At 63.2% G+C, this 19,126-nt stretch carries 15 protein-coding genes; 7 read left to right on the top strand and 8 right to left on the bottom strand.

The features are described 5' to 3' along the window. Positions 1–133 precede the first annotated feature (133 nt). The 4 genes from tssM to tssA are packed head-to-tail and all read left to right on the top strand — an operon-like array spanning position 134 to position 6,756. Complete coding sequence (gene tssM / locus ACN9MW_RS09670) at positions 134–3,976, top strand: type VI secretion system membrane subunit TssM (RefSeq protein ID WP_426172165.1); 3,843 nt, start codon at positions 134–136, stop codon at positions 3,974–3,976. Then, a complete protein-coding gene (tagF, locus tag ACN9MW_RS09665; RefSeq protein WP_426170293.1) occupies positions 3,973–4,950 on the top strand; it encodes a type VI secretion system-associated protein TagF in 978 nt (325 codons plus the stop codon). The genes tssM and tagF overlap by 4 nt, the downstream gene beginning before the upstream one ends. 1 nt (position 4,951) lies before the next feature. Then, positions 4,952–5,701 carry an OmpA family protein gene (locus ACN9MW_RS09660; RefSeq protein ID WP_426170292.1) on the top strand — a complete coding sequence of 250 codons (750 nt, stop codon included), beginning with the start codon at positions 4,952–4,954 and terminating at the stop codon, positions 5,699–5,701. Between the two features lie 14 nt (positions 5,702–5,715). Then, a complete protein-coding gene (tssA, locus tag ACN9MW_RS09655; RefSeq protein ID WP_426170290.1) occupies positions 5,716–6,756 on the top strand; it encodes a type VI secretion system protein TssA in 1,041 nt (346 codons plus the stop codon). On the opposite strand, the gene tssH is transcribed toward tssA, so the two are convergent. The 8 genes from tssH to ACN9MW_RS09615 are packed head-to-tail and all read right to left on the bottom strand — an operon-like array spanning position 6,757 to position 16,005. Continuing rightward, positions 6,757–9,441 carry a type VI secretion system ATPase TssH gene (gene tssH / locus ACN9MW_RS09650; RefSeq protein ID WP_426170289.1) on the bottom strand — a complete coding sequence of 895 codons (2,685 nt, stop codon included), beginning with the start codon at positions 9,439–9,441 and terminating at the stop codon, positions 6,757–6,759. A gap of 10 nt (positions 9,442–9,451) precedes the next feature. Next, complete coding sequence (tssG, locus tag ACN9MW_RS09645; protein ID WP_426170287.1) at positions 9,452–10,543, bottom strand: type VI secretion system baseplate subunit TssG; 1,092 nt, start codon at positions 10,541–10,543, stop codon at positions 9,452–9,454. After that, on the bottom strand, positions 10,507–12,351 hold the full coding sequence (gene tssF / locus ACN9MW_RS09640; protein ID WP_426170285.1) for a type VI secretion system baseplate subunit TssF: 1,845 nt from the start codon (positions 12,349–12,351) through the stop codon (positions 10,507–10,509). Before tssF ends, tssG begins: the two co-directional genes overlap by 37 nt. Before the next feature lies 1 nt (position 12,352). Continuing rightward, positions 12,353–12,814 carry a type VI secretion system baseplate subunit TssE gene (tssE, locus tag ACN9MW_RS09635; protein WP_426170283.1) on the bottom strand — a complete coding sequence of 154 codons (462 nt, stop codon included), beginning with the start codon at positions 12,812–12,814 and terminating at the stop codon, positions 12,353–12,355. Between the two features lie 41 nt (positions 12,815–12,855). Further along, positions 12,856–13,347: an Hcp family type VI secretion system effector gene (locus ACN9MW_RS09630; RefSeq protein WP_426170281.1), complete on the bottom strand. Its 492-nt coding sequence runs from the start codon at positions 13,345–13,347 to the stop codon at positions 12,856–12,858. Positions 13,348–13,377: 30 nt separating this feature from the next. Next, positions 13,378–14,859, bottom strand: coding sequence for a type VI secretion system contractile sheath large subunit (gene tssC, locus ACN9MW_RS09625; protein WP_426170279.1), 1,482 nt, complete (start codon positions 14,857–14,859; stop codon positions 13,378–13,380). Position 14,860: 1 nt separating this feature from the next. Continuing rightward, complete coding sequence (tssB, locus tag ACN9MW_RS09620; protein ID WP_426170277.1) at positions 14,861–15,364, bottom strand: type VI secretion system contractile sheath small subunit; 504 nt, start codon at positions 15,362–15,364, stop codon at positions 14,861–14,863. A gap of 26 nt (positions 15,365–15,390) precedes the next feature. Further along, positions 15,391–16,005 (bottom strand): tetratricopeptide repeat protein, encoded by a 615-nt coding sequence (locus ACN9MW_RS09615; protein WP_426170275.1) that lies wholly within the window; start codon positions 16,003–16,005, stop codon positions 15,391–15,393. Positions 16,006–16,209: 204 nt separating this feature from the next. On the opposite strand from ACN9MW_RS09615, the gene tssK reads away from it, so the two are divergent. The 3 genes from tssK to ACN9MW_RS09600 are packed head-to-tail and all read left to right on the top strand — an operon-like array spanning position 16,210 to position 19,116. Further along, positions 16,210–17,550 (top strand): type VI secretion system baseplate subunit TssK, encoded by a 1,341-nt coding sequence (tssK, locus tag ACN9MW_RS09610; RefSeq protein WP_426170274.1) that lies wholly within the window; start codon positions 16,210–16,212, stop codon positions 17,548–17,550. 13 nt (positions 17,551–17,563) lie between these two features. Beyond that, positions 17,564–18,322 carry a type IVB secretion system protein IcmH/DotU gene (gene icmH / locus ACN9MW_RS09605; protein ID WP_426170273.1) on the top strand — a complete coding sequence of 253 codons (759 nt, stop codon included), beginning with the start codon at positions 17,564–17,566 and terminating at the stop codon, positions 18,320–18,322. A gap of 47 nt (positions 18,323–18,369) precedes the next feature. Beyond that, positions 18,370–19,116 carry a hypothetical protein gene (locus ACN9MW_RS09600; protein WP_426170272.1) on the top strand — a complete coding sequence of 249 codons (747 nt, stop codon included), beginning with the start codon at positions 18,370–18,372 and terminating at the stop codon, positions 19,114–19,116. Positions 19,117–19,126 lie beyond the last annotated feature (10 nt).

The following is a 19,126-nucleotide window of genomic DNA, read 5'->3' as shown; positions in this document are numbered from 1 at the left end:
CAAGACGCGGCGCCCTTGCGCTCACGCTGGCCAACAGCGCCCCACCCCAACGTTACGCCTTGCTGGCCGGCCGCCCCCGGCCCCGGCAAATAAAGCGCAATCCCTTAGCTAACCTTGCAAGAGTAGAAAAATGATGCACAGAATCCGGGAAATCCTGACCTCGCGCACCGCCTTCCTTATCTACGGCTGGCTTGCCTTCGCGGCATTCCTGCTAGTGGCGGCGGTGCTGCTGGAATTGCCATACACCCTGGCCTTTGCCGTGCTGGCAGCCGCCCTGCTGCTTGGCATAATGGTCTGGTCGTGGCGTCGCTATCGCGCGCGCCGCGCCGCCACCCAGTTGGGCAGCATGCTGGAACAGCAGGCCGTCACAACGCCGGCCAAGGCCGAGCCAGCGCCGCGCCACGAAACGGAAGCCCTGCGCAAGCGCATGCTCGATGCGATCCAGACCATCAAGACTTCCAAGCTGGGCCTGCGCTCCGGCAGCGCTGCCTTGTATGAGCTTCCCTGGTACATGATCATTGGTAATCCGGCCGCCGGCAAGAGCACGGCGATCGCCAATTCCGGCCTGCAGTTTCCGCTGGCCGGCAGCCGTATCGTGCAAGGCGTGGGCGGTACCCGTAACTGCGACTGGTTCTTCACCACCGACGGCATCCTGCTCGATACCGCCGGCCGCTATGCGGTCAACGATGAAGACCGCGCCGAATGGTTTGGCTTCCTCAACCTGCTGAAGAAGTACCGCAAGAAAGCACCGATCAACGGCATCATCATTGCCGTCAGCATCGCCGAGCTGACCGGCAAGCGCCCGGAATTCGCGATCGAACTGGCCAAGAACCTGCGCCAGCGCGTGCAGGAGCTGACCGAAAAGCTGGAAGTGCATGCGCCGGTCTACGTCGTCTTTACCAAGGCCGACCTGATCAACGGCTTCACCGACTTCTTCCACGATTCCGAAATCGGCGAACGCGACCGCGTCTGGGGCGCCACCCTGCCCTACCACAAGAACCAGCCGAACGAAGACCTGCTGCGCCAGTTCGATGCGCGCTTTGACGAGCTGTATGAAGGCCTGAAGGAAATGAGCCTGGCCAATATGGCCCTGCAATGGCGCGAACGCCTGCCGTCCGGCGTGTTCACCTTCCCGCTGGAGTTCAACTCGGTCAAGGCGCCGCTGCGCACCTTCATCGCGACGCTGTTCGAAGAAAACCCCTTCCAGTTCAAGCCCGTGTTCCGCGGCTTCTACTTCACCAGCGCGCTGCAGGAAGGCGAAGGCGTCTCCGCCACCTCGCACCGCGTGGCGCAGCGTTTCGACCTGAGCCTGCAACGCGAAGAGCACCACGGCAGCGAACAGCAGCATGGCTACTTCCTGCTCAAGTTGTTCCGCAACGTGATCTTTGCGGACAAGAACCTGGTGGCGCAATACGCCAGCCCGGCAAAAGTGCGCATGCGCTATGCGGCCTTCTTCGGCGCGGTGGCGCTGAGCGGCTTGCTGCTGGGCGGCTGGAGCTGGTCCTACATGGGCAACCGCACCCTGGTGGCCAATGTGCAGGCCGATCTCGACAAAGTCGTGAAGCTGCAAAAGCAGCGCCCTGACCTGGCGGCACGCATGGAGGCGCTGGAAATCCTGCAGGACCGTATCGAACAACTGGACCGCTTCCGCGACAACCGTCCACTGTCGGTCAGCCTGGGCCTGTACCAGGGTGCTTATCTGGAACGCAAGCTGCGCGAAGAATACTTCGCCGGCGTTCGTGAAGTGATGCTGAAACCCGTTGGCCAATCCCTGGAAACCTTCCTGGGCGAAGTCAATACCAATGCCGAGCGCCTGCAACCGCTGGCGCGCAATGCCGCTGCCACGCCGGCAGCCGCAGCGGCGCCTGCAGCGCCAGGCGCGACGCCAGGCACTGCGCCTGCAACGCCGGCGCCTGCCGTGGCACACGCCGGGCCGCAGCAGTTCAAGGACGCCTCACCAGAAAACGTGGAAGACGCCTACAACGCGCTGAAAACCTACCTGATGCTGGGTGATAAGTCGCGCGCCGAAGCGAGCCACCTGAACGACCAGCTGACCCGCTTCTGGCGCGTATGGCTGGAGTCTAATCGCGGGGCGATGCCCCGCGAGCAGATGATCCGCAGCGCCGAACGCCTGATCGCCTTCTACCTGTCCGAGATCAACGATCCTTCCTGGCCGACCGTCGAGAACCGCCTGGCGCTGGTCGACCAGTCGCGCAACACCCTGCGCGGCGTGGTGCGCGGCATGCCGGCGCGCGAACGCGTGTATGCGGACGTCAAGGCCCGTGCCTCGACCCGCTTCCCTTCCATGACCGTGGCTCGCATCGTTGGCGACCAGGACCGCGAACTGGTCGTGGGCAGCTATTCGATTTCCGGCGCCTACACCCGTGCCGCCTGGGAAGGCTATGTGCGCGACGCCTTCAAGGAAGCCGCCAACCACGAGCTGCAAAGCGCCGACTGGGTGCTGAAGACCGCCGCCAAGGACGACCTGACGCTGGAAGGCAGCCCTGAGCAGATCCAGAAAGCCCTGGTCGACCTGTACAAGAACGACTATGCCAAGGAATGGCAGAAGTTCCTGCAGGGCGTCGCGATCAAGGACTTGAACGGCTTCGAAGCGGCAGCAACCGCGATGAATCGCCTGGGCGATCCGCAGACTTCGCCGATTTCCAAGCTGGTCACCACCGTGTACCAGGAAACCTCGTGGGATAACCCTACCCTGCTGGACAGCGGCCTGCAGCGTGCCCAGCGCGGCATCGGCGACTGGTTCCGCGAAACCATCCTGCGCCAGAAGCCTTCGCAGGTGAACATCAACCTGCCGGCCAATCCGCAAGGCCAGCCTGGCGCACCGCTGCCGCTCGGTCCTGTCGGCCGGGAATTCGCCGGCGTGGCGCAACTGGTGGTCGTCAAGGACAACAACGCGTCCCTGATGCGCGGCTATATGGATAGCCTGGGCAAGCTGCGCGCGCGCTTCAACCAGATCAAGAACCAGGGCGACCCGGGCCCCGGCGCCAAGCAGCTCATGCAGCAAACGCTGGATGGCAGCGGCTCCGAGCTGGCCGACGCCCTGAAATATGTCGACGAGCAGATGCTGGTCGGCATGAGCGACCCGCAGAAGCAGGCCATCCGTCCGTTGCTGGTGCGCCCACTGATGCAAACCTTTGCTGTCATCGTGCAGCCGACCGAAGCCGAGATCAACAAGGTATGGGCGGCGCAGGTGCTGGAGCCGTTCCGCCGCGACCTGCAGACCAAGTATCCGTTCGCGACCGAATCCAGGCAGGAAGCCAGCAATGCCGAAATCGGCCAGGTGTTCGGTCCTGAAGGCGCTGTGGCGAAGTTCTTCAACACGACCATCGGCCCGCTGGTGGTGCGCCGCGGCGACTCCCTGAGCGCCAAGACCTGGGCCAATATGGGCATTACCCTGTCGCCTGCCGTCGCTACCGCCTTCCCGGGCTGGATTGCGCCGCTCAGTGCGAACGGCGTCGCCAACCAGGCCGCCAGCAGCGAAGAAGCGCAAACCCGCTTCGAACTGCAGACCGTGGCCGTGACGGGCGTCAGCGAATACACCATCGAGATCGATGGCCAGTCGGTACGCTGGAAAGGCCAGCAACAGCCGTGGGTGTCGATGGTTTGGCCTAACCCGCAAGGCGTGCCCGGTTCGCGCATTACCGCCTTCACGCCGGACGGCAGGAAGGTGGTGGTGCTGGAAGAGAATGGACACTTCGGCCTCAAGAAAATGATCGATGCGGCGCAGCGCAAGCGCCGTCCGGATGGCAGCTTTGAACTGAACTGGACCAACGGCGGCGTGACCGTGGCGGCCAACCTGCGCCTGTTGCCTTCGGCGCCTGCTCCGGTTGCAGCACCGGCCCAGGCCAGCCAGGGCTTCCGCAAGCTGCGCCTGCCTGACACCGTGGTTGGCGGCCCGGCCCCGGCCGGCGCCGGTGGCGAACCAGCCATTGCCGCCGCGGGAGGTGCGCAATGAGTCGCGCTGCTGCTATCGGTTACTTCGGCAAGATTCCGAGCCGGGCTGACTTCGTAAAAGGCGGCAGCGACCCGAAAGTGCTGCAGATGATGGACGACTGGATGGCGCGCTCGATGGACATGCTGAGCACCGACGCGCGCTGGAAACTGACTTACGACGCCGTGCAGCCGCTGCACTTTGCGCTGTTCGGGCCGCGCCGCCGCGCGGCGATCGCCGGCCATATCGCGGCCAGCAGCGACCAGTCCAGCCGCCGCTTTCCGTTCCTGATGGCCGGCAGCATCGACGTCGACGAACCGTCGTCTTTTGCCGCCAACAGCCCGCTGGTGCTGAACCGCCTGTGGAACCGCCTGGAAAACCTGAGCGGCGGCGTGCTGTCCGCCGAGGATGCGGCCGCGCCGCTGCAAGCCCTGAACGGCAACACCGTGGAACTGGACACCCATGCCAGCGCCTACGATGCCGCCTTTGCCGATTTCCTCGAACTGCAGACTGTCGGCGGCCTGGATGCCATGCTGGCGCAGGCCGGCTTCACCGGCAGCGTGCGCCAGGTGCTGCTGGCGCTTGGCATCCTGCTGCAACCGGTGATGGCAAGCAGCTCGAGCCGCCTGGAAAAGAGCCTGGTGCTGCCGCTGCCTACCGACCCGATCTACCGCTACCTGGTGGCGGCGTTCTGGATGCACGTGGTCACGCCGTTCCTGGCGCGCGCCGACTTCGAGCTGTCGCTGTTCCTGACACGGCTGGATGACAAGCCGGTGCTGGTGCTCGGTTTCAGCGGCGCCTCGCCGCAAACCCTGCTCAGCATCATGGACCCGCAGGTCGGCGAAGGCCACCATATCGCCTTCGACGAGGTCAATTGGGTCGAGGACCAGGTGAATGAAGACCATGCGATCCAGAGGGTGTCGGCCTACCTCGCCAATCCCGGACTTTCCCTGAAATCTGCGCACGACTCGTTGCGTACTTCCTTTATTGGAAACTGATATGCGTTACCTTCCCCTCCTCCTGCTGTGCGCCGCCTTTGCGGCGCAGGCACAAGTACCCGGCCAGGTGGTCGCCAGCGGCACCGTGGCCGATGAAGCCAGCAAGGCTGCAGTATTGGCCAAGCTGCGCGAAGTCTATGGCGCCGACAAGGTGCTCGACCAGATCAACGTGGGCCAGGTCACCACGCCGGCCAACTGGAGCGATTACGTGCAAAAGCTCATTACGCCCGACCTGAAACAGGTCAGCCGCGGCCAGCTCAAGATCGACGGCACCACGGTTTCCGTGCGCGGCGAAGTCGCCAACGAAGCCCAGCGCCAGCGCATTGCCAGCGACTTTGCCACCCGGCTGAATCCTACCTATACCGTCACCAACGGCTTGCGCGTGTCGGCCGCCGACCAGGGCGTGCTCGATCGCACGCTGGCCAACCGCATCGTCGAATTCGAAAGCGGCCAGGCAGTGCTGACGCCGACCGGCAGGGCCATCCTCGACGAAATGGGCGCCGCGATGCTGAAGCTGAAAGGCCAGAAGGTCGAAATCATCGGCCATACCGACAACGTCGGCCTGCGCGCCAGCAACCAGAACCTGTCGCAGGCGCGCGCCGAAGCAGTCCGCAACTACCTGACCGGCAAGGGCATTGCTGCCGAGACCCTGGTCGCATCCGGCTCCGGCCCGGATCGCCCGATCGCCAGCAACGACACGGTCGAAGGCCGTGCACGCAACCGCCGTATCGAATTCCGCATGGCGCAGTAACCGAGGAGATATCCATGTTTAACGCAGAAACCTTGCTGGCGCCGATCTCGCCGGCACAACCGGCCGGCGACGACCTGTCCTTCTCCAGCGACTTCGACGCCATTGCGCAGGCGCGCCGCTTTGACGACCCTTCCCTGGAGCAGGGCGAATGGGTCACCGAACTGAAGGAGGCCGACTGGGCCTTCGTCGTCAAGCGCTGCAGCACCCTGCTGGGCGAAAAGAGCAAAGACCTGCGCGTGGCGGTCTGGCTGGCGGAAGCCGCGGCCAAGCAGCACCGCATGCAGGGCCTGGGGGAAGCCTTCCGCCTGCTGGCGGGCCTGATCCGTGAATTCTGGAACAACGGCTTGTATCCTGAGCCGGACGGCGACGATATGGAGCAGCGCGTCGGCAACCTGGCCTGGATCCTGGGCCGCACCCCCACCCTGCTGCGTGAAATGCCGCTGACCGAAGGCCAGGGCACGGCGTTTTCCGCCATCGACTTCGACATGGCCCGCAAGCAGGCCAGCCTGCCGGAGCATGCGCGCAATCCGGACTGGCCAAAACTGGCCGACATGGAGACGGCTCGCTCGCGCAATTCGCCGCGCTTCCGCGAACAATTCGCGACCGATGCGCGTTATTGCATGGATGCCCTGAAAGAACTGGAACAGGTGTCCGATGAATTCCTGGGCAATGACAGCCCCGGCTTTGCAGCGGCGCGCGATGCCGTGCAGGCCATGATCGACGCGATGCCGTCGCACGCCAGCCTGCCGGCCACGGTCAGCACGCCGCTTGGCACGGCGCCCGCCGGCGAGCAGATCATCATTGCGCAACCGGTAGCCGGCGTTGCGCCGCAAGCGAGCGGCCCGATTGCTTCGCGCGCCCAGGCCATCACGCAACTGCGCGAGATCGCCAGCTTTTTCCGCCGCACCGAGCCGCACAGCCCCGTCTCGTACTTCGCGGACAAGGCCGCCGACGCCGGTGAGCAGGACCTGCACACCTGGCTGCGCAGCGTGGTGAAAGACTCCAACTCGCTGCAGCATATCGAGGAGATGCTGGGCATCTCCTCGTCCAACTGATCAGACTACGCTGTAGCTGAAATTCCCCTGCTGGTCGGCCGCTACTTCAATGCGGCCGATCGCACTGCCCTCCGCCATTTTCGCCAGCACCGCTTCCGCAATCTCAGGCAGCAAGGTGCCATTCAGGATATTGTCCACATTACGGGCGCCGGAATCGACTTCGGTGCAACGCGCCAGCACGGCTTCGACCAGCGTATCGTCGTAATGGAAGGTCGCCTTGTGGTTGGCGGCCACGCGCTGGCCGATGCGGTCCAGCTTGAGCGTGATGATGCTGGCCAGGACATCGTCGCCCAGCGGATAGTACGGCACCACTTTCAGGCGGCCAAGGAAGGCCGGCTTGAAGGCTTTCACCAGTTGCGGGCGGATCGCCGCTTCCAGTTCTTCCGGTGACGGCATTTCTTCCGCCTCCTTGTTCAGGCAAGCCTGCATCATGGTCGCCGAGCCGACGTTGGAGGTCAGGATGATGATGGTGTTGCGGAAGTCGATTTCGCGGCCTTCCGCGTCGTCCATCACGCCCTTGTCGAACACCTGGAAGAAGAGTTCCAGCACGTCCGGGTGGGCTTTTTCCACTTCATCGAGCAGCACCACGCTGTACGGGTTGCGGCGCACTGCCTCGGTCAGCACGCCGCCTTCGCCGTAGCCGACGTAGCCTGGCGGCGAGCCTTTCAGGCCGGAGACGCTGTGCGCTTCCTGATACTCGCTCATGTTGATGGTCACCATCTTGCGCTCGCCGCCGTACAGCGCGTCGGCCAGGGCCAGCGCGGTTTCGGTCTTGCCGATGCCCGATGGGCCGACGAACAGGAACACGCCCTTGGGCTTGTTCGGGTCGTCCAGGTTGGCGCGTGCCGTGCGCACCCGCTGCGCCACCGCTTCGATGGCGTGCGGCTGGCCGATCACGCGCTCTTCCAGCGCCGGGCGCAGCTTCAGCACGGCCTGGATTTCGTCTTTCACCATCTTGCCCAGCGGGATGCCGGTCCAGCCGGCAACGATTTCAGCCACCACGTTGCCGTCCACCTGCACCGGCACCATCGGCGCTTCGCCTTGCAGCGCGCGCAGCTCCTTGAGCATTGCCTGGATGTCGTGCGCCTGGCTCGCTGCGCCGCCGGCGCCGGCCTGCTGCGCAGATGCCGCCTCGACGCTGGCACGCGCCTCGCCGATCTGCGCTGCCAGCGCCTTCTCCTGCTCCCAGCGCGCTTGCAGTGCAGCCAGTTCTTCCTGTGCCACGCTGCGCAGGCCAGCCAGTTCCTGGAGGCGCTCTTCATGCGCCCCACCGGCCGCCAGTTCGCGCTCCAGCGCGCCCGTCTCAGCTGCCATGCGCTCCAGGCGGCGCTGCAGCGACTCGATCAGCGCCGGCGTGGCGCTCTGGCCCAGCGCCACTTTGGCGCAGGCGGTATCGAGCACGCTGATTGCCTTGTCCGGCAGCTGGCGACCCATGATGTAGCGATGCGACAGGCGCACTGCCTCGGTGATCGCTTCGTCGAAGATGCGCACATTGAAATGCTGCTCCATCAGCGGAGCCATGCCGCGCAGCATGGCGCAAGCCAGTTCCTCGCTCGGCTCCTCGACCTTGATCACCTGGAAGCGGCGTGCCAGCGCGGCATCCTTCTCGAAGTACTTCTTGTACTCGCCCCAGGTGGTCGCCGCGATGGTGCGCAGTTCGCCACGCGCCAGCGCCGGCTTGAGCAGGTTCGCCGCATCGTTCTGGCCGGCCTGGCCGCCTGCACCGATCATGGTGTGCGCCTCGTCGATGAAGAGGATGATCGGCGTCGGGCTCTTGCGCACTTCGTCGATCACGTTCTTCAGGCGGTTCTCGAATTCGCCCTTGACGCTGGCGCCGGCCTGCAGCAGGCCCATGTCCAGGGTGTGGATCGCCACGCCCTTCAGCACGTCCGGCACGTCGCCCTGGGCAATGCGCAGGGCCAGGCCTTCCACCACGGCAGTCTTGCCGACGCCGGCCTCGCCGGTCAGGATCGGGTTGTTCTGGCGGCGGCGCATCAGGATGTCGATGGCCTGGCGGATTTCCGCATCGCGGCCAATCACAGGATCGACCTTGCCGGCGCGTGCGCGTTCGGTCAGGTTGGTGGTGAACTGGTCCAGCGCCGGGGTCTTGCCTGCGGGCTGCTGCATTTCGCCGACCGGATCGCCGCCCAGGTCGCCGTCGCCGCCCGCGCCCGCGGCGCGCGTGGCGGCCGCCGCCTCGGCTTCTTCCGAATTGGCGGTCAGCTTGTCCAGGTGGTGCTTGATATCGTCGGCCTCAAAGCGATGGAACAGGGCCGAGCTGCGGTAAGCCAGCTGCGACAGTTCGGGATCCGTCAGCATGGCCTGCAGCAGGTGGCCGCTGCGGATGAAGACTTGCTGGCCGGCCTGCAGGTCGAGCGAGGCGATCAGCCAGGCGTGCTCGAACAGCTTCGGCAGGCGCGCCGAAAACACCGGGGTGCGCGCATTGCCGCTGCGGAAGCGCGCGATCTCGGCCTGCAGGTCGGCCTGCAGGCGGCTGGTGTCGACTTCAAAATGGCGCGCCAGGGCCACCATGTCGCTGCGCGGGTTCTCCAGCAATGCGAGCAGCAGGTGTTCCTGGTCTACTTCATACTGGCCAAGGCCAACGCAGATGCTGGCCGCGCGGGTGGCCGCATTGCGGCAAGTGTCATTCAGTTTCCCGATCAGGGTTTTCAGGTTGATGCTCATCGAGCGGTCCTCACATTGTTAATCCATGGATGAAGTAGCGGACATCGGTGCGGTCTTCGCTTGCACCCTCGTCCGGTATGAAACTGTCCCAGCCCAGCCGCGCGCCGGCGCCAAGCGACGCCCCGGAGACGTCTTCGGCGCGCAGCACCAGGCAGATTTCGTATTCCAGCGTGACCCCGGTAAACATCGACAGCAGCTTTTCCAGGGCACGCGCAGCAGTACCGCCGGGCAGGAAAGCATCGAAATCGGTGCGCCGCAGCGGGCCGATGGTCAGGCGCATGCGCAAGTCGCGCTGCCAGACGCGCGAGCCGATCATGGCGGTGGCGCCCAGTTGCGCCTGCACGCCGCCCAGCATGGTCTGCTGCAGCGCCGGCACTTCGCACCAGCAGCCGACAAACTGCGTTGCCTTGATATCGACGCGGAAGTATTCGCCCAGCACGCGCGCCATGGTCGACGCCGAAGCCGGACGTTGGCGCAGCGCCGTGGCAAAGTAAGCCAGCGACTCGTCGCGCACCGCACCGGAAACCTGGGCTTCGCGGCCCGACAGCCTTTGCGTCAGCCCCTTGTTGCCAAGCCCGCCCAGCGCCAGCAGCAGCGGCAGGAACCTGTCCTGCCCATCGACCTGGTATTTGAGCTCCAGCCGGTACTTGCACCAGGCTTCGTAGAAAAGCGACAGCGAGCGGGTCGAAAACGCATCGAGGAAGGCGCGCGGCCCCTCGTCCTTCGCGTACAGCTGGTGCGCCGCAATGGATTCCGTGTAATGCGCCGGCAACGCTCCCGAGCTGCCCAGGAAGCCCATGAAATTGGGCGTCATGCGCAGGTAGCGCAGCTGCTTGCTCTGCAAGGCATCCGCCAGCGCCGGCGCGGTAGGCAGGATCTCGCGCGGCTCCGGATGCAGCGTTTCGAGCTGGCTGGCCGGGAAGCGCAGCGTCACCGAGTTCTGGAAGCGCATGAAGTTGGCGATCGCGCCCTCCTGCGCCACGCCGTTGCGGCGCAGCCATAGCTCCACCATCCGCACCGCCTGGAAGAACTGGAAGCGGAACGGCTCGGCGAACAGGCGCTCGATTACAGCAGGCTCAAATCGCCGCTTCGCGGTGTGCATCGCAGCAGCTCCTCCCCAGTCCTCTCGGCCACGACGACCAGTTGCGTAAAGCTGTTGGCATGCACGTACAGGCCCAGGAAACGTTCAATCACCTGGGCGAATGCATGGATGCCGCTGCCGACGAAAGCTTCTTCGTCGATCGTCAGCCGCACTTCCATGCCGCGCACCACGCAGGCGAACGGGTTTCCCGCCAGCCAGGCGTTGGCCGGCTTGTATTCCACCGATTCCAGCCCGCGAATCTGGCGCTGGGTCGCCGCCGAGCGCGGCAAGTCGTACAGTCCCAGCATTTCCTGGAAAGCCTGCAGGCCGCCGCCCGACAGCGACAGGTGGTTCAGCGACAGGTGCGACACCAGGCGCCAGTGCGCCCCATGTCCGCGCTCGAAGCGCTGGGAAGGCGTCGGCTTGCGCAGGAAGCTGATGCTGCGCACGCTGGAGCCGCCTTCCAGGAACAAGTCGCCGCCGCGCAGGCCATAGGCCAGCGATGCCGGCAAGTCGCGGTTGGTGCAAGTCAGTTGCAGGCTCAGGGTATCCGTTTCCACCTCCGCCGGATCGAAGTCGATGTCGACAACGGTGATCTCGGTCTCATAGCCGGGGCTCTTGTGCGCCATCTGTTCATCGCGCCGCATCACCCAGTAATGGCCATGCTTTTCCGGCGTCTCGCCGTGGCGCAGCGAGTAGAACGGCCGGAACTCGACGATCGATTCGCCCTGCGGGGTCTGGCGCACCATGCGCACCGCGTCGATGGAGTACACCTCGTAGGCATAGGCGCGGCGCGCATCGGCCAGCACTGGATAGCTGGCGGCCGTATGCGAGATGCGAATCGGCTCGCCGCGCTGCTGGAACAGGTTGACCACCGGGGTGCAGCCCAGCAGCAGGTTGTTGGTCGACAGCGTTGCAAGCATGCGCGCCACATGCGAATCGGGACGGATGCCGTTCATGGCGATGTGCAGCGTCAGGCGCTTGGTGCCGATCGGCAGCAGCGCGCACAGGGCAGCGAGGTCGATATCGAAGAAATTGAACTTCTCGGGGAAGCAGAAATACTCGGTCAGCAGGCGGTAAGCCTGGTGCGAGCGCGCCGAAAAATCGATCAGCGCATCTTCCTCCTCGAAGCCTGCGGCCGCGACGGGAATGCGCGCCAGCGGCAGCCAGCGGCCGTCGCCATCGCACTCGACCCAGGCTTTGGCGCTGCGCATGAACAGCGCATCGCGCAGGGCGGCGCAGAACGAGGGTTCGCCGTCGATGAAGACGCGCAGGCCCGATACGCCCATCGCAGGCAGGCCAATCTGCTCGGACACCGAGTCGATCGTGATCGCCAGGCCGGCGCCGGCGCCCGGAGGCAGTTGCACCGATTCCGGCGAGGCCAGCGCCGCGGTGAACGAGGCGTGGCTCAGCGCAACGGGCGCTACCGTCACCGGATAGGAAGTGCGGAAAGTGCACGCGACGCCGTTGACGGGCCGCGTGTTGAGCACCGTTCCGCGCGCAATCTCGCTGGCCGCCGTCAACTGGGCGGCGGTGGTGGCATAGTCCATGCGCGCGATCGAGCAGGACGGGAATGGGCGCAGGTAGTGCGGATAAAGCACCTCGAACAGTGCTTCGGTAAATTCGGGGTAATCGTCGTCCAGGCGCTTCGACACGCGCGAATTCAGCAGCGCGAAGGACTGGATCATGCGTTCGATATGCGGGTCTTCGCATACCTCGCCGCCAATCAGCAGGCGGCCAGCAATCTTGGGATAGCGCTCGGCGAATTCGCGTGCATAGCGCCGCAGGAAACCCAGTTCGCGCTCGTAATACGGCAGTAACTCTTCCAAATCATGCTCCCGGCAGCGCGCGGCGTGCCTTGCTAATCGTGTATTGCAGGCTGGATGGCTGCAGGACCGCGTCGAAGTTGACCGGCTCCTGTGCCGCGTGCAGCACCAGCAGCGCCGTAATGGCGAAATTCAGGCGGTCGATGCCGCCCTCTTGCATTTCAAGTGAGGCTCGTACATTGCGCAGGCGCGGCTCATGCCGTGCAATGGCACGTTCCAGCCCCTGGCAAATGGCAGCGCGGTCGTCCGGGCTCGCCAACGACATGCCGGCGAAATCGTTCAGCCCATAGCTGACGATGGAACGACCGCACTCCGGAAAGCGTTTGAGCAGATGCTCAGGGATGACGGTTCGGGTATTCAGCAATGCTTCCAGGTCGCGCGCGACGGAGTCCTTCATCTCGTCGAGCGACATGCGGTAGACGGCCGCACTGCCGGAGCCATCACCAGGCTGGAGCAACCGGTCCATCAGCCCCGGCGCAAATCCCCTTACCGTCATTCAGTCCCCGCTTAAGCTACTTTATTGGTCGACAGGTCCCAGCCGCCGGAGGTGTTGCCGCCGGTGCCGCCGTTGACTTTCTGCTGGGTGTACTTCCACTTGACTTTGGAGTATTTCAGCGAAACGTCTTCGCCCAGGATGTCGCCCTGGCGAACTTCTGGAGCGACGCTGGAGATCAGCACGTTTTCCAGTTCGATTTCGAAGTACTTGACGCGGTCGCCCTGGCCGTCAGCACGCATGAATTCGATTTTCGCTTTTGGCAGGGTTTTGCCCGAGGAGCAATTCTGCAGCAGCAGTGGCGAAGCCAGGTCGGCCAGCTTGTTGATGACGATATCGCGGTGCTCGGTGCGTTCCGCGGTATGGCCGCCGCCAGTAGATGCGGTGGCCGACTTTGGCTGCAGGACTTCCCACTGGACGGATTTGACTTCGATCCAATCCTTGTGGGCGGTATCGGTGGACTCGCCTTTGATACCGTCGATTTGCAGGTAAACGTCGATTGCCATGGTATTCCTTTCTGTGTTTAAAGATAAAAATTACGACTTGGTCGATTGCGGCAGCTCCGCGACCAAACGGAGTGAAACGGACAGCTCGTCGAGCTGGAAGTGGGGACGCAGGAAGGACACAGCGCGATACACGCCTGGACGGCCAGGCACTTCAGACACTTGCACGTTAGCTTCACGCAGTGGGAACTGCGCTTTTTGCTCTTGGCTGGCGTTGTCGTCCAACAGCACGTACTGGGTCAGCCAGCGGTTCAGGTAATCCTCCACGTTCGAAGCAGCCGCGAAGCTGCCGATCTTGTCGCGCATCATGGCCTTCATATAGTGGGCGATGCGCGATACGGCGAAGATGTACTGCAGCTGGGCCGACAGCACGGCGTTGGCGTTGGCAGCGTCGGTGTTGTACTTGCGCGCTTTCTGCGCGGACTGCGCGCCGAAGAAGGCCGCGTAGTCGGTATTCTTGCAATGCACCAGCGAGATGAAGCCAAGGTCGCTCAGCTCTTTCTCGCGGCGGTCGGTAATGGCGATTTCGGTCGGGCATTTCAGCGCGACTTCGCCTTCGTCGGTCTTGAAGGTGTGGGTTGGCAGGTCTTCCACCAGGCCGCCGCCTTCCACGCCGCGGATGGCTGCGCACCAGCCGAAGTCCTCGAAAGCGCGGGTCAGACGCACGCCGAAGGCGTAGGCGGCGTTACACCACAGGTATTTCTCGTGGTCGGTGCCGTCCACGTCTTCCACGTAGTTGAAGCCTTCCACCGTGGCGCCATCGGCCGGGTTGAACGGCAGGCGGCCCAGGAAGCGCGGCAAGGTCAGGCCGACGTAGCGCGAATCCTCGGATTCGCGGAACGACTTCCACTTGGCGTATTCCACGGTGTCGAAGACTTTCGACAGGTCGCGCGGCTTGCCCAGGTCGGCGTAGGTCTCCAGGCCGAACAGCTCGGGCGAAGCGGAGCTGATGAAAGGCGCGTGCGCGGCAGCCGCCACGTGCGACATCTGCTCGATGAAGTACATGTCTTCCGGCTGGCGGGTGATTTCGAAATCGCCCAGCAAGGCGCCGAACGGGGCGCCGCCGAAGGTGCCGAATTCCTCTTCGTAGACCTTCTTGAACATGGAGCTCTGGTCGAATTCCAGCGCGCCCTGGAAGTCCTTGACCAGTTCCTTCTTGGTCGCGTTCAGCATCTTGATCTTCAGGCCGGTGCTGGTCGCGGTGTTCTTGACCAGGTAATGCAGGCCGGTCCAGCTGCTTTCCAGCTTCTGGAATTCCGGTGCGTGCATGATGACCGACAGTTGCGAGGAGATCAGGCGATCGAGTTCCGCCACGCGGGCGTCGATGGTGGCGGCCAGGTTATCCGACACCACCACGGTGCCGGCCATGACCTGCTGCGCCAGTTCGGAGATGATGTCTTTCGCACGTGCGTGCTCGCTGGTCGACTTGGCGACCTTGCTCTGCTCGACGATCTGGTCGAGCAGGTTTACTTCTGCGGTGGCCAGTGCACCGGCGGCGTTCAATTGTGCCGACATCTCATTCTCCTTGTTCAGGCTTCTGGCCCAACTCGGCCAGTTTCTCGGTGCTGCGCAAAACGTCGTTCAGCAAGTCTTCCAGCTTGTCATTGCCGGCCAGCTTGTTGCGCAGGTCGGCCAGCTTGTTGCGCGCTTCCAGCAACTGGCGCAGCGGCTCCACCTGCTCCACCACCGACTCCGGACGGAAGTCGGAAATGGCCTTGAATTTCAGGTCGACGCCGAACTGGCCTTCGCCGCCCAGCTCATTCGGCACGCGGAAGGCAGCGCGCGGTTCCACGCCCTTCATCACTTCGTCGAAGTTGTCGCGGTCGATGTTGACGAAGCTGCGATCCTTCAGGCGCTTCTTCTCCACCTCGGAATTGCCGCCGAAATCGCCGACAACCCCCATCACAAAGGGCAGTTCCTTGTTTTCGATTGCGTCGCCGATTTCCACGTCATAGGTCATCTGGACCCGTGGCGGACGGATTTTCTGCAGGCGCTTCTGGACGCTTTCGTTCTTGGACATGGCTTCTCCTTCTTTGGACTTGGTGGTTATTTCAGTGCGCCGAATGGGTCGGCGCTAGGGGTCGATGCAGGCGTCCGGGCAGATTGGGCCCTGGTCCGGACGGCATTGGCAGCGGCATTGGCGGTGTTGTTGCTGCGCGCCTGCGGCTTTTTATCGGTATTTGGCACCAGCACGGTTTCGCCCAGGCTCTCGCGCAGCAGCTTGGCCAGGTCCTGGGATTCGGTACGGATCGAACCGGACAGGTTGTTCTGGCGGCTCAGGTCACCCAGGGCACGGGTGGACAGGCGCAGGCCGGAAATGGCGATGATGCTGTTGGCCAGCTGGTCGGATGGATCGCGCACCAGGATCTCCTGGGCGCTCACGATCGCTTCGCCATATTGCCCTGCGTCATAGCGGGACTGGGCGATGTTCACCCATGGCGACTTATCGGCAGGGTAGGCGTTGGCAGTTTCCTTCCACAGGGTGATGGCCTGCTCTTGTTTACCGGCCACTTTGGCTTCGGTAGCCCGGGCCAGCATGTCTTCCAGCTTCGGTTTTACCGGAACGGCAACTTTAGCGGTATCCATGGTCTGGCAGGCAGACAGGGAAGCAGCGATTGCTGCGATGCACAAAATACGGGAGATAACAGTGATTTTCTTCATAACTAACCTCATCGAACGGACAAATAGCTTTTTTACAATAATTGCATCGGACGAACGTTAGCAGAAAAAAAATATTACCTACGCACAATTGAATCTCACCAATTTCCACATCCCCGCGCACGATTGAGCCTTTTAATACAGGCTTTCTCAGGAAGTGTTATTGTTCTGGCACTTACCAGAAAACAATTATCAGAAGGATCACAGATGGCCAGCAAGGTGTTATGGGGCGAAGGTCTGTTTTTGCGCCCTCAGCATTTCCAGCAGCAGGACCGCTATCACGAGCACCGATTGCATCGCAGCGTAAAAGCCGTGCATCCGTATGCGTGGGGCGTCGATCGCCTGTCGATCGACATGGAAGCCCTGGCGCATAACACGCTGCGCCTGCTCGAACTGTCGCTGGTATTGCCGGATGGCGAATTGATTGAAGCGCCGGGCCATGACAACCTGCCGGAAGCGATCGACCTGGGCCAGCTCGCGCAATCGCAGCACAGCGTGACCTGGTACGCCGCCCTGCCCGTGTTCAAGCATTTCGGCGGCAATTTCGCGCAAGCCGGCCAGCCCGCGAATGGCGCCCGCTTCTCGCAAGCGAATGCCGAGACGCCCGACCTGTACACCCAGGCTGCGCAAGCCGAACTGGCCTACCTGAAAAAATCCCTGCGCCTGGTGTCCGATGCCGAACCGCGCGAAGGCTATGTGTGCCTGCCGTTGCTGCGCCTGCGCCGCCTGTCCACCGGCGGCTTCGAACTCGATCCGAGCTTCGTGCCGCCAAGCCTGACCATTCGCACCGCCCAGCCCTTGTTCCTGCAACTGCGCCGCCTGCTCGATGCGCTGCAGGCCAAGGTCAATGCGCTGTACGGCCACCATCGCGAGCCTAGCCGCAACGTGATCGAATTCCGCAGCGGCGACATGTCCACTTTCTGGCTGCTGCATACCGCCAGCACCGCCTTCGCTTCGCTGTCGCACTACTACCATAACCCCGAGCTGCATCCGGAACGCCTGTACGAACAGCTGCTGTCGCTGGCGGGCGCGCTGATGACGTACTCGCGCAGCTGGTCGCTGTCGGACTTGCCGCCTTATCGCCACGACGATCCGGGGCCCGCGTTTTCGCAGCTTTACATGATCGTGCGCGAACTGCTGGATACCGTGATTTCCTCGCGCTACTTTGCCATCGCCCTGTCGCAGCCGAAGCCGGCTCACCACCGCGGCATGCTCGATTCCGGCAAGATCAGCGAAGACACCACCTTCTACCTGGCTGTCGGCGCCGAGATGCCGGCCGTCGAACTGGTGGAAGTCGTGCCGTTGCGCTTCAAGGTCGGCGCACCGGACGACGTCGAAAAGCTGGTGCTCTCCGCCATGCCTGGCGTGCGGCTGGCACATGCGCCGCAAGTCCCGGCCGCGGTGCCGGTGCGCCCGGACACCTGCTACTTCACCCTGGACTCCAAAGGCCCGTTGTACGAGCGCATGCTGCAGGCCCAGTCCATCGAAATCTATGCCCCGGCCGGCATGCGCGAATTGAGACTTGAATTGATTGCCGTGAACTCCTGAATCAGAGCAGAACATGAACACCATCGCCCCACCTTCACTTATCGCCGAACCAGTTGCCGCACCGGCCGCCAGCGGCTCCTTGCTGGACATGATGTACGACGGCTTCTACGCCCTCTTCATGCTGAAAAACGGCAGCGCGCCGCAGGACCACGCCGAGTTCCAGTCGCGCATGACGCGCTTTCTCGACGACTTCGGCCGCAATGCGCGCAAGAAGAACGCCTCTGCCGACGATATCGACGCCGCCAAGTACGCCTTTTGCGCCGCGGTCGACGAGATCATCCTTCGCTCCCACTTTTCCATCCGCGATGCGTGGGAACTGAAGCCGCTGCAACTGACCCTGTTCGGCGACCAGCTCGCCGGCGAGAACTTCTTCAACCGCCTGGATGCGCTGCGCACCCGCAGCAGCGAGCACGTGGAAGCGCTGGAAGTATTCCATATGTGCCTGCTGCTTGGCTTCCAGGGCCGCTACATCCTGGAAGGCTCGGAAAAACTGGGTTACCTGACCAGCCGCCTGGGCGACGAAATCGCCCACATGAAGGGCCGCCGTCCCGGCTTCGCACCGCACGCCGAACGTCCCGACCAGGTCATGCACAAGCTGCGCAGCGACCTGCCGCTGTGGGTGCTGTGCTCCGTGTTCGCATTGATTTCCGCGCTGGCGTATATCGGCCTGCGCACTTCGCTGTCCAGCCATACGGCGCAGCAAGTGAGCGCCTATAACGACGTCGTGCGCATGGCGCCGCGACAAGCCCACGTCACGATTACCCTGCCGTAATGCGCTTGCTGCCGGGACAGCCTGTCCCGGCAAGGCCGCCTGTTTCAATGAAGAGAATCCTGTTCGCCATCATCCTGCCATTCGCCTGCTGCGCCGCCATTGCCAACCCCGCGGATAAATTTCAGCGCGAAAGCGAAGCGATGAGCGAACGCATCAAGCAAGGTGATAACGATAAGCAGCGATGGGCACGTATCTCGCTTTATTCGGATTCGGAGGCCCCTGAAGACTTGGCTATGCCACTGGTCAAGGACGTCGGATTGTGGATGAAACTTGATCCGTCGCGCGGCCATCTTGAATTCAGCTCCAAAGGAAGCGTCCAAGTCTTCGCCATCGCTGCAGCGCGCAATGCGAGGCGCACGGTCTGCGCCAAGTACAACTTACGTGTAATCGATGCATCGGCAAAACATGCCCTGCTGCGACGCGTTTGCAACGAATACGAATATCGTCCTAATCACTTTTTAGCCAGCGTCGACTACTTCATTTACGACGCAGAGACGGCCTCGATGCGTGCAATTTGGCATAACGAGGTCACGAATCAAGGCGCGCCGCTGCCCGTTGCAAAACCGGTTCCAGTATTACGCTCGCTTCCAAACGGTTACCGATTTGACTGGAAATCCGAACGCATAGGCAACAATTCGGAAGGACCTGCGGAAATCCACACGAGCTACTTGCGAAATGGCGCAGGCAATCTGACCTGCATCGATAACGCCGCAACTGAAGGCAAAGGCACTGAGGCCGGCTATTGTGAGGGGGAGCGGCCGCCTCTCGTCACGTCGAGACATATCAACGACTAAACTTGCGAGT

Origin of the sequence: Pseudoduganella sp. R-34, from assembly GCF_049904655.1 — a bacterium.
Classification (GTDB): domain Bacteria; phylum Pseudomonadota; class Gammaproteobacteria; order Burkholderiales; family Burkholderiaceae_D; genus Rugamonas.
The sequence above is the reverse complement of the archived record's forward strand: the minus strand, read 5'-3'. Positions and strand labels throughout refer to the sequence as shown.

Coding starts and splice junctions, on each gene's coding strand:
- tssM (WP_426172165.1), top strand. CDS start 134: ATGCACAGAATCCGGGAAATCCTGACCTCGCGCACCGCCTTCCTTATC.
- tssA (WP_426170290.1), top strand. CDS start 5,716: ATGTTTAACGCAGAAACCTTGCTGGCGCCGATCTCGCCGGCACAACCG.
- tssH (WP_426170289.1), bottom strand. CDS start 9,441: ATGAGCATCAACCTGAAAACCCTGATCGGGAAACTGAATGACACTTGC.
- tssG (WP_426170287.1), bottom strand. CDS start 10,543: ATGCACACCGCGAAGCGGCGATTTGAGCCTGCTGTAATCGAGCGCCTG.
- tagF (WP_426170293.1), top strand. CDS start 3,973: ATGAGTCGCGCTGCTGCTATCGGTTACTTCGGCAAGATTCCGAGCCGG.
- icmH (WP_426170273.1), top strand. CDS start 17,564: ATGAACACCATCGCCCCACCTTCACTTATCGCCGAACCAGTTGCCGCA.
- ACN9MW_RS09660 (WP_426170292.1), top strand. CDS start 4,952: ATGCGTTACCTTCCCCTCCTCCTGCTGTGCGCCGCCTTTGCGGCGCAG.
- tssB (WP_426170277.1), bottom strand. CDS start 15,364: ATGTCCAAGAACGAAAGCGTCCAGAAGCGCCTGCAGAAAATCCGTCCG.
- tssK (WP_426170274.1), top strand. CDS start 16,210: ATGGCCAGCAAGGTGTTATGGGGCGAAGGTCTGTTTTTGCGCCCTCAG.
- tssE (WP_426170283.1), bottom strand. CDS start 12,814: ATGGACCGGTTGCTCCAGCCTGGTGATGGCTCCGGCAGTGCGGCCGTC.
- ACN9MW_RS09600 (WP_426170272.1), top strand. CDS start 18,370: ATGAAGAGAATCCTGTTCGCCATCATCCTGCCATTCGCCTGCTGCGCC.
- tssC (WP_426170279.1), bottom strand. CDS start 14,859: ATGTCGGCACAATTGAACGCCGCCGGTGCACTGGCCACCGCAGAAGTA.
- ACN9MW_RS09630 (WP_426170281.1), bottom strand. CDS start 13,347: ATGGCAATCGACGTTTACCTGCAAATCGACGGTATCAAAGGCGAGTCC.
- ACN9MW_RS09615 (WP_426170275.1), bottom strand. CDS start 16,005: ATGAAGAAAATCACTGTTATCTCCCGTATTTTGTGCATCGCAGCAATC.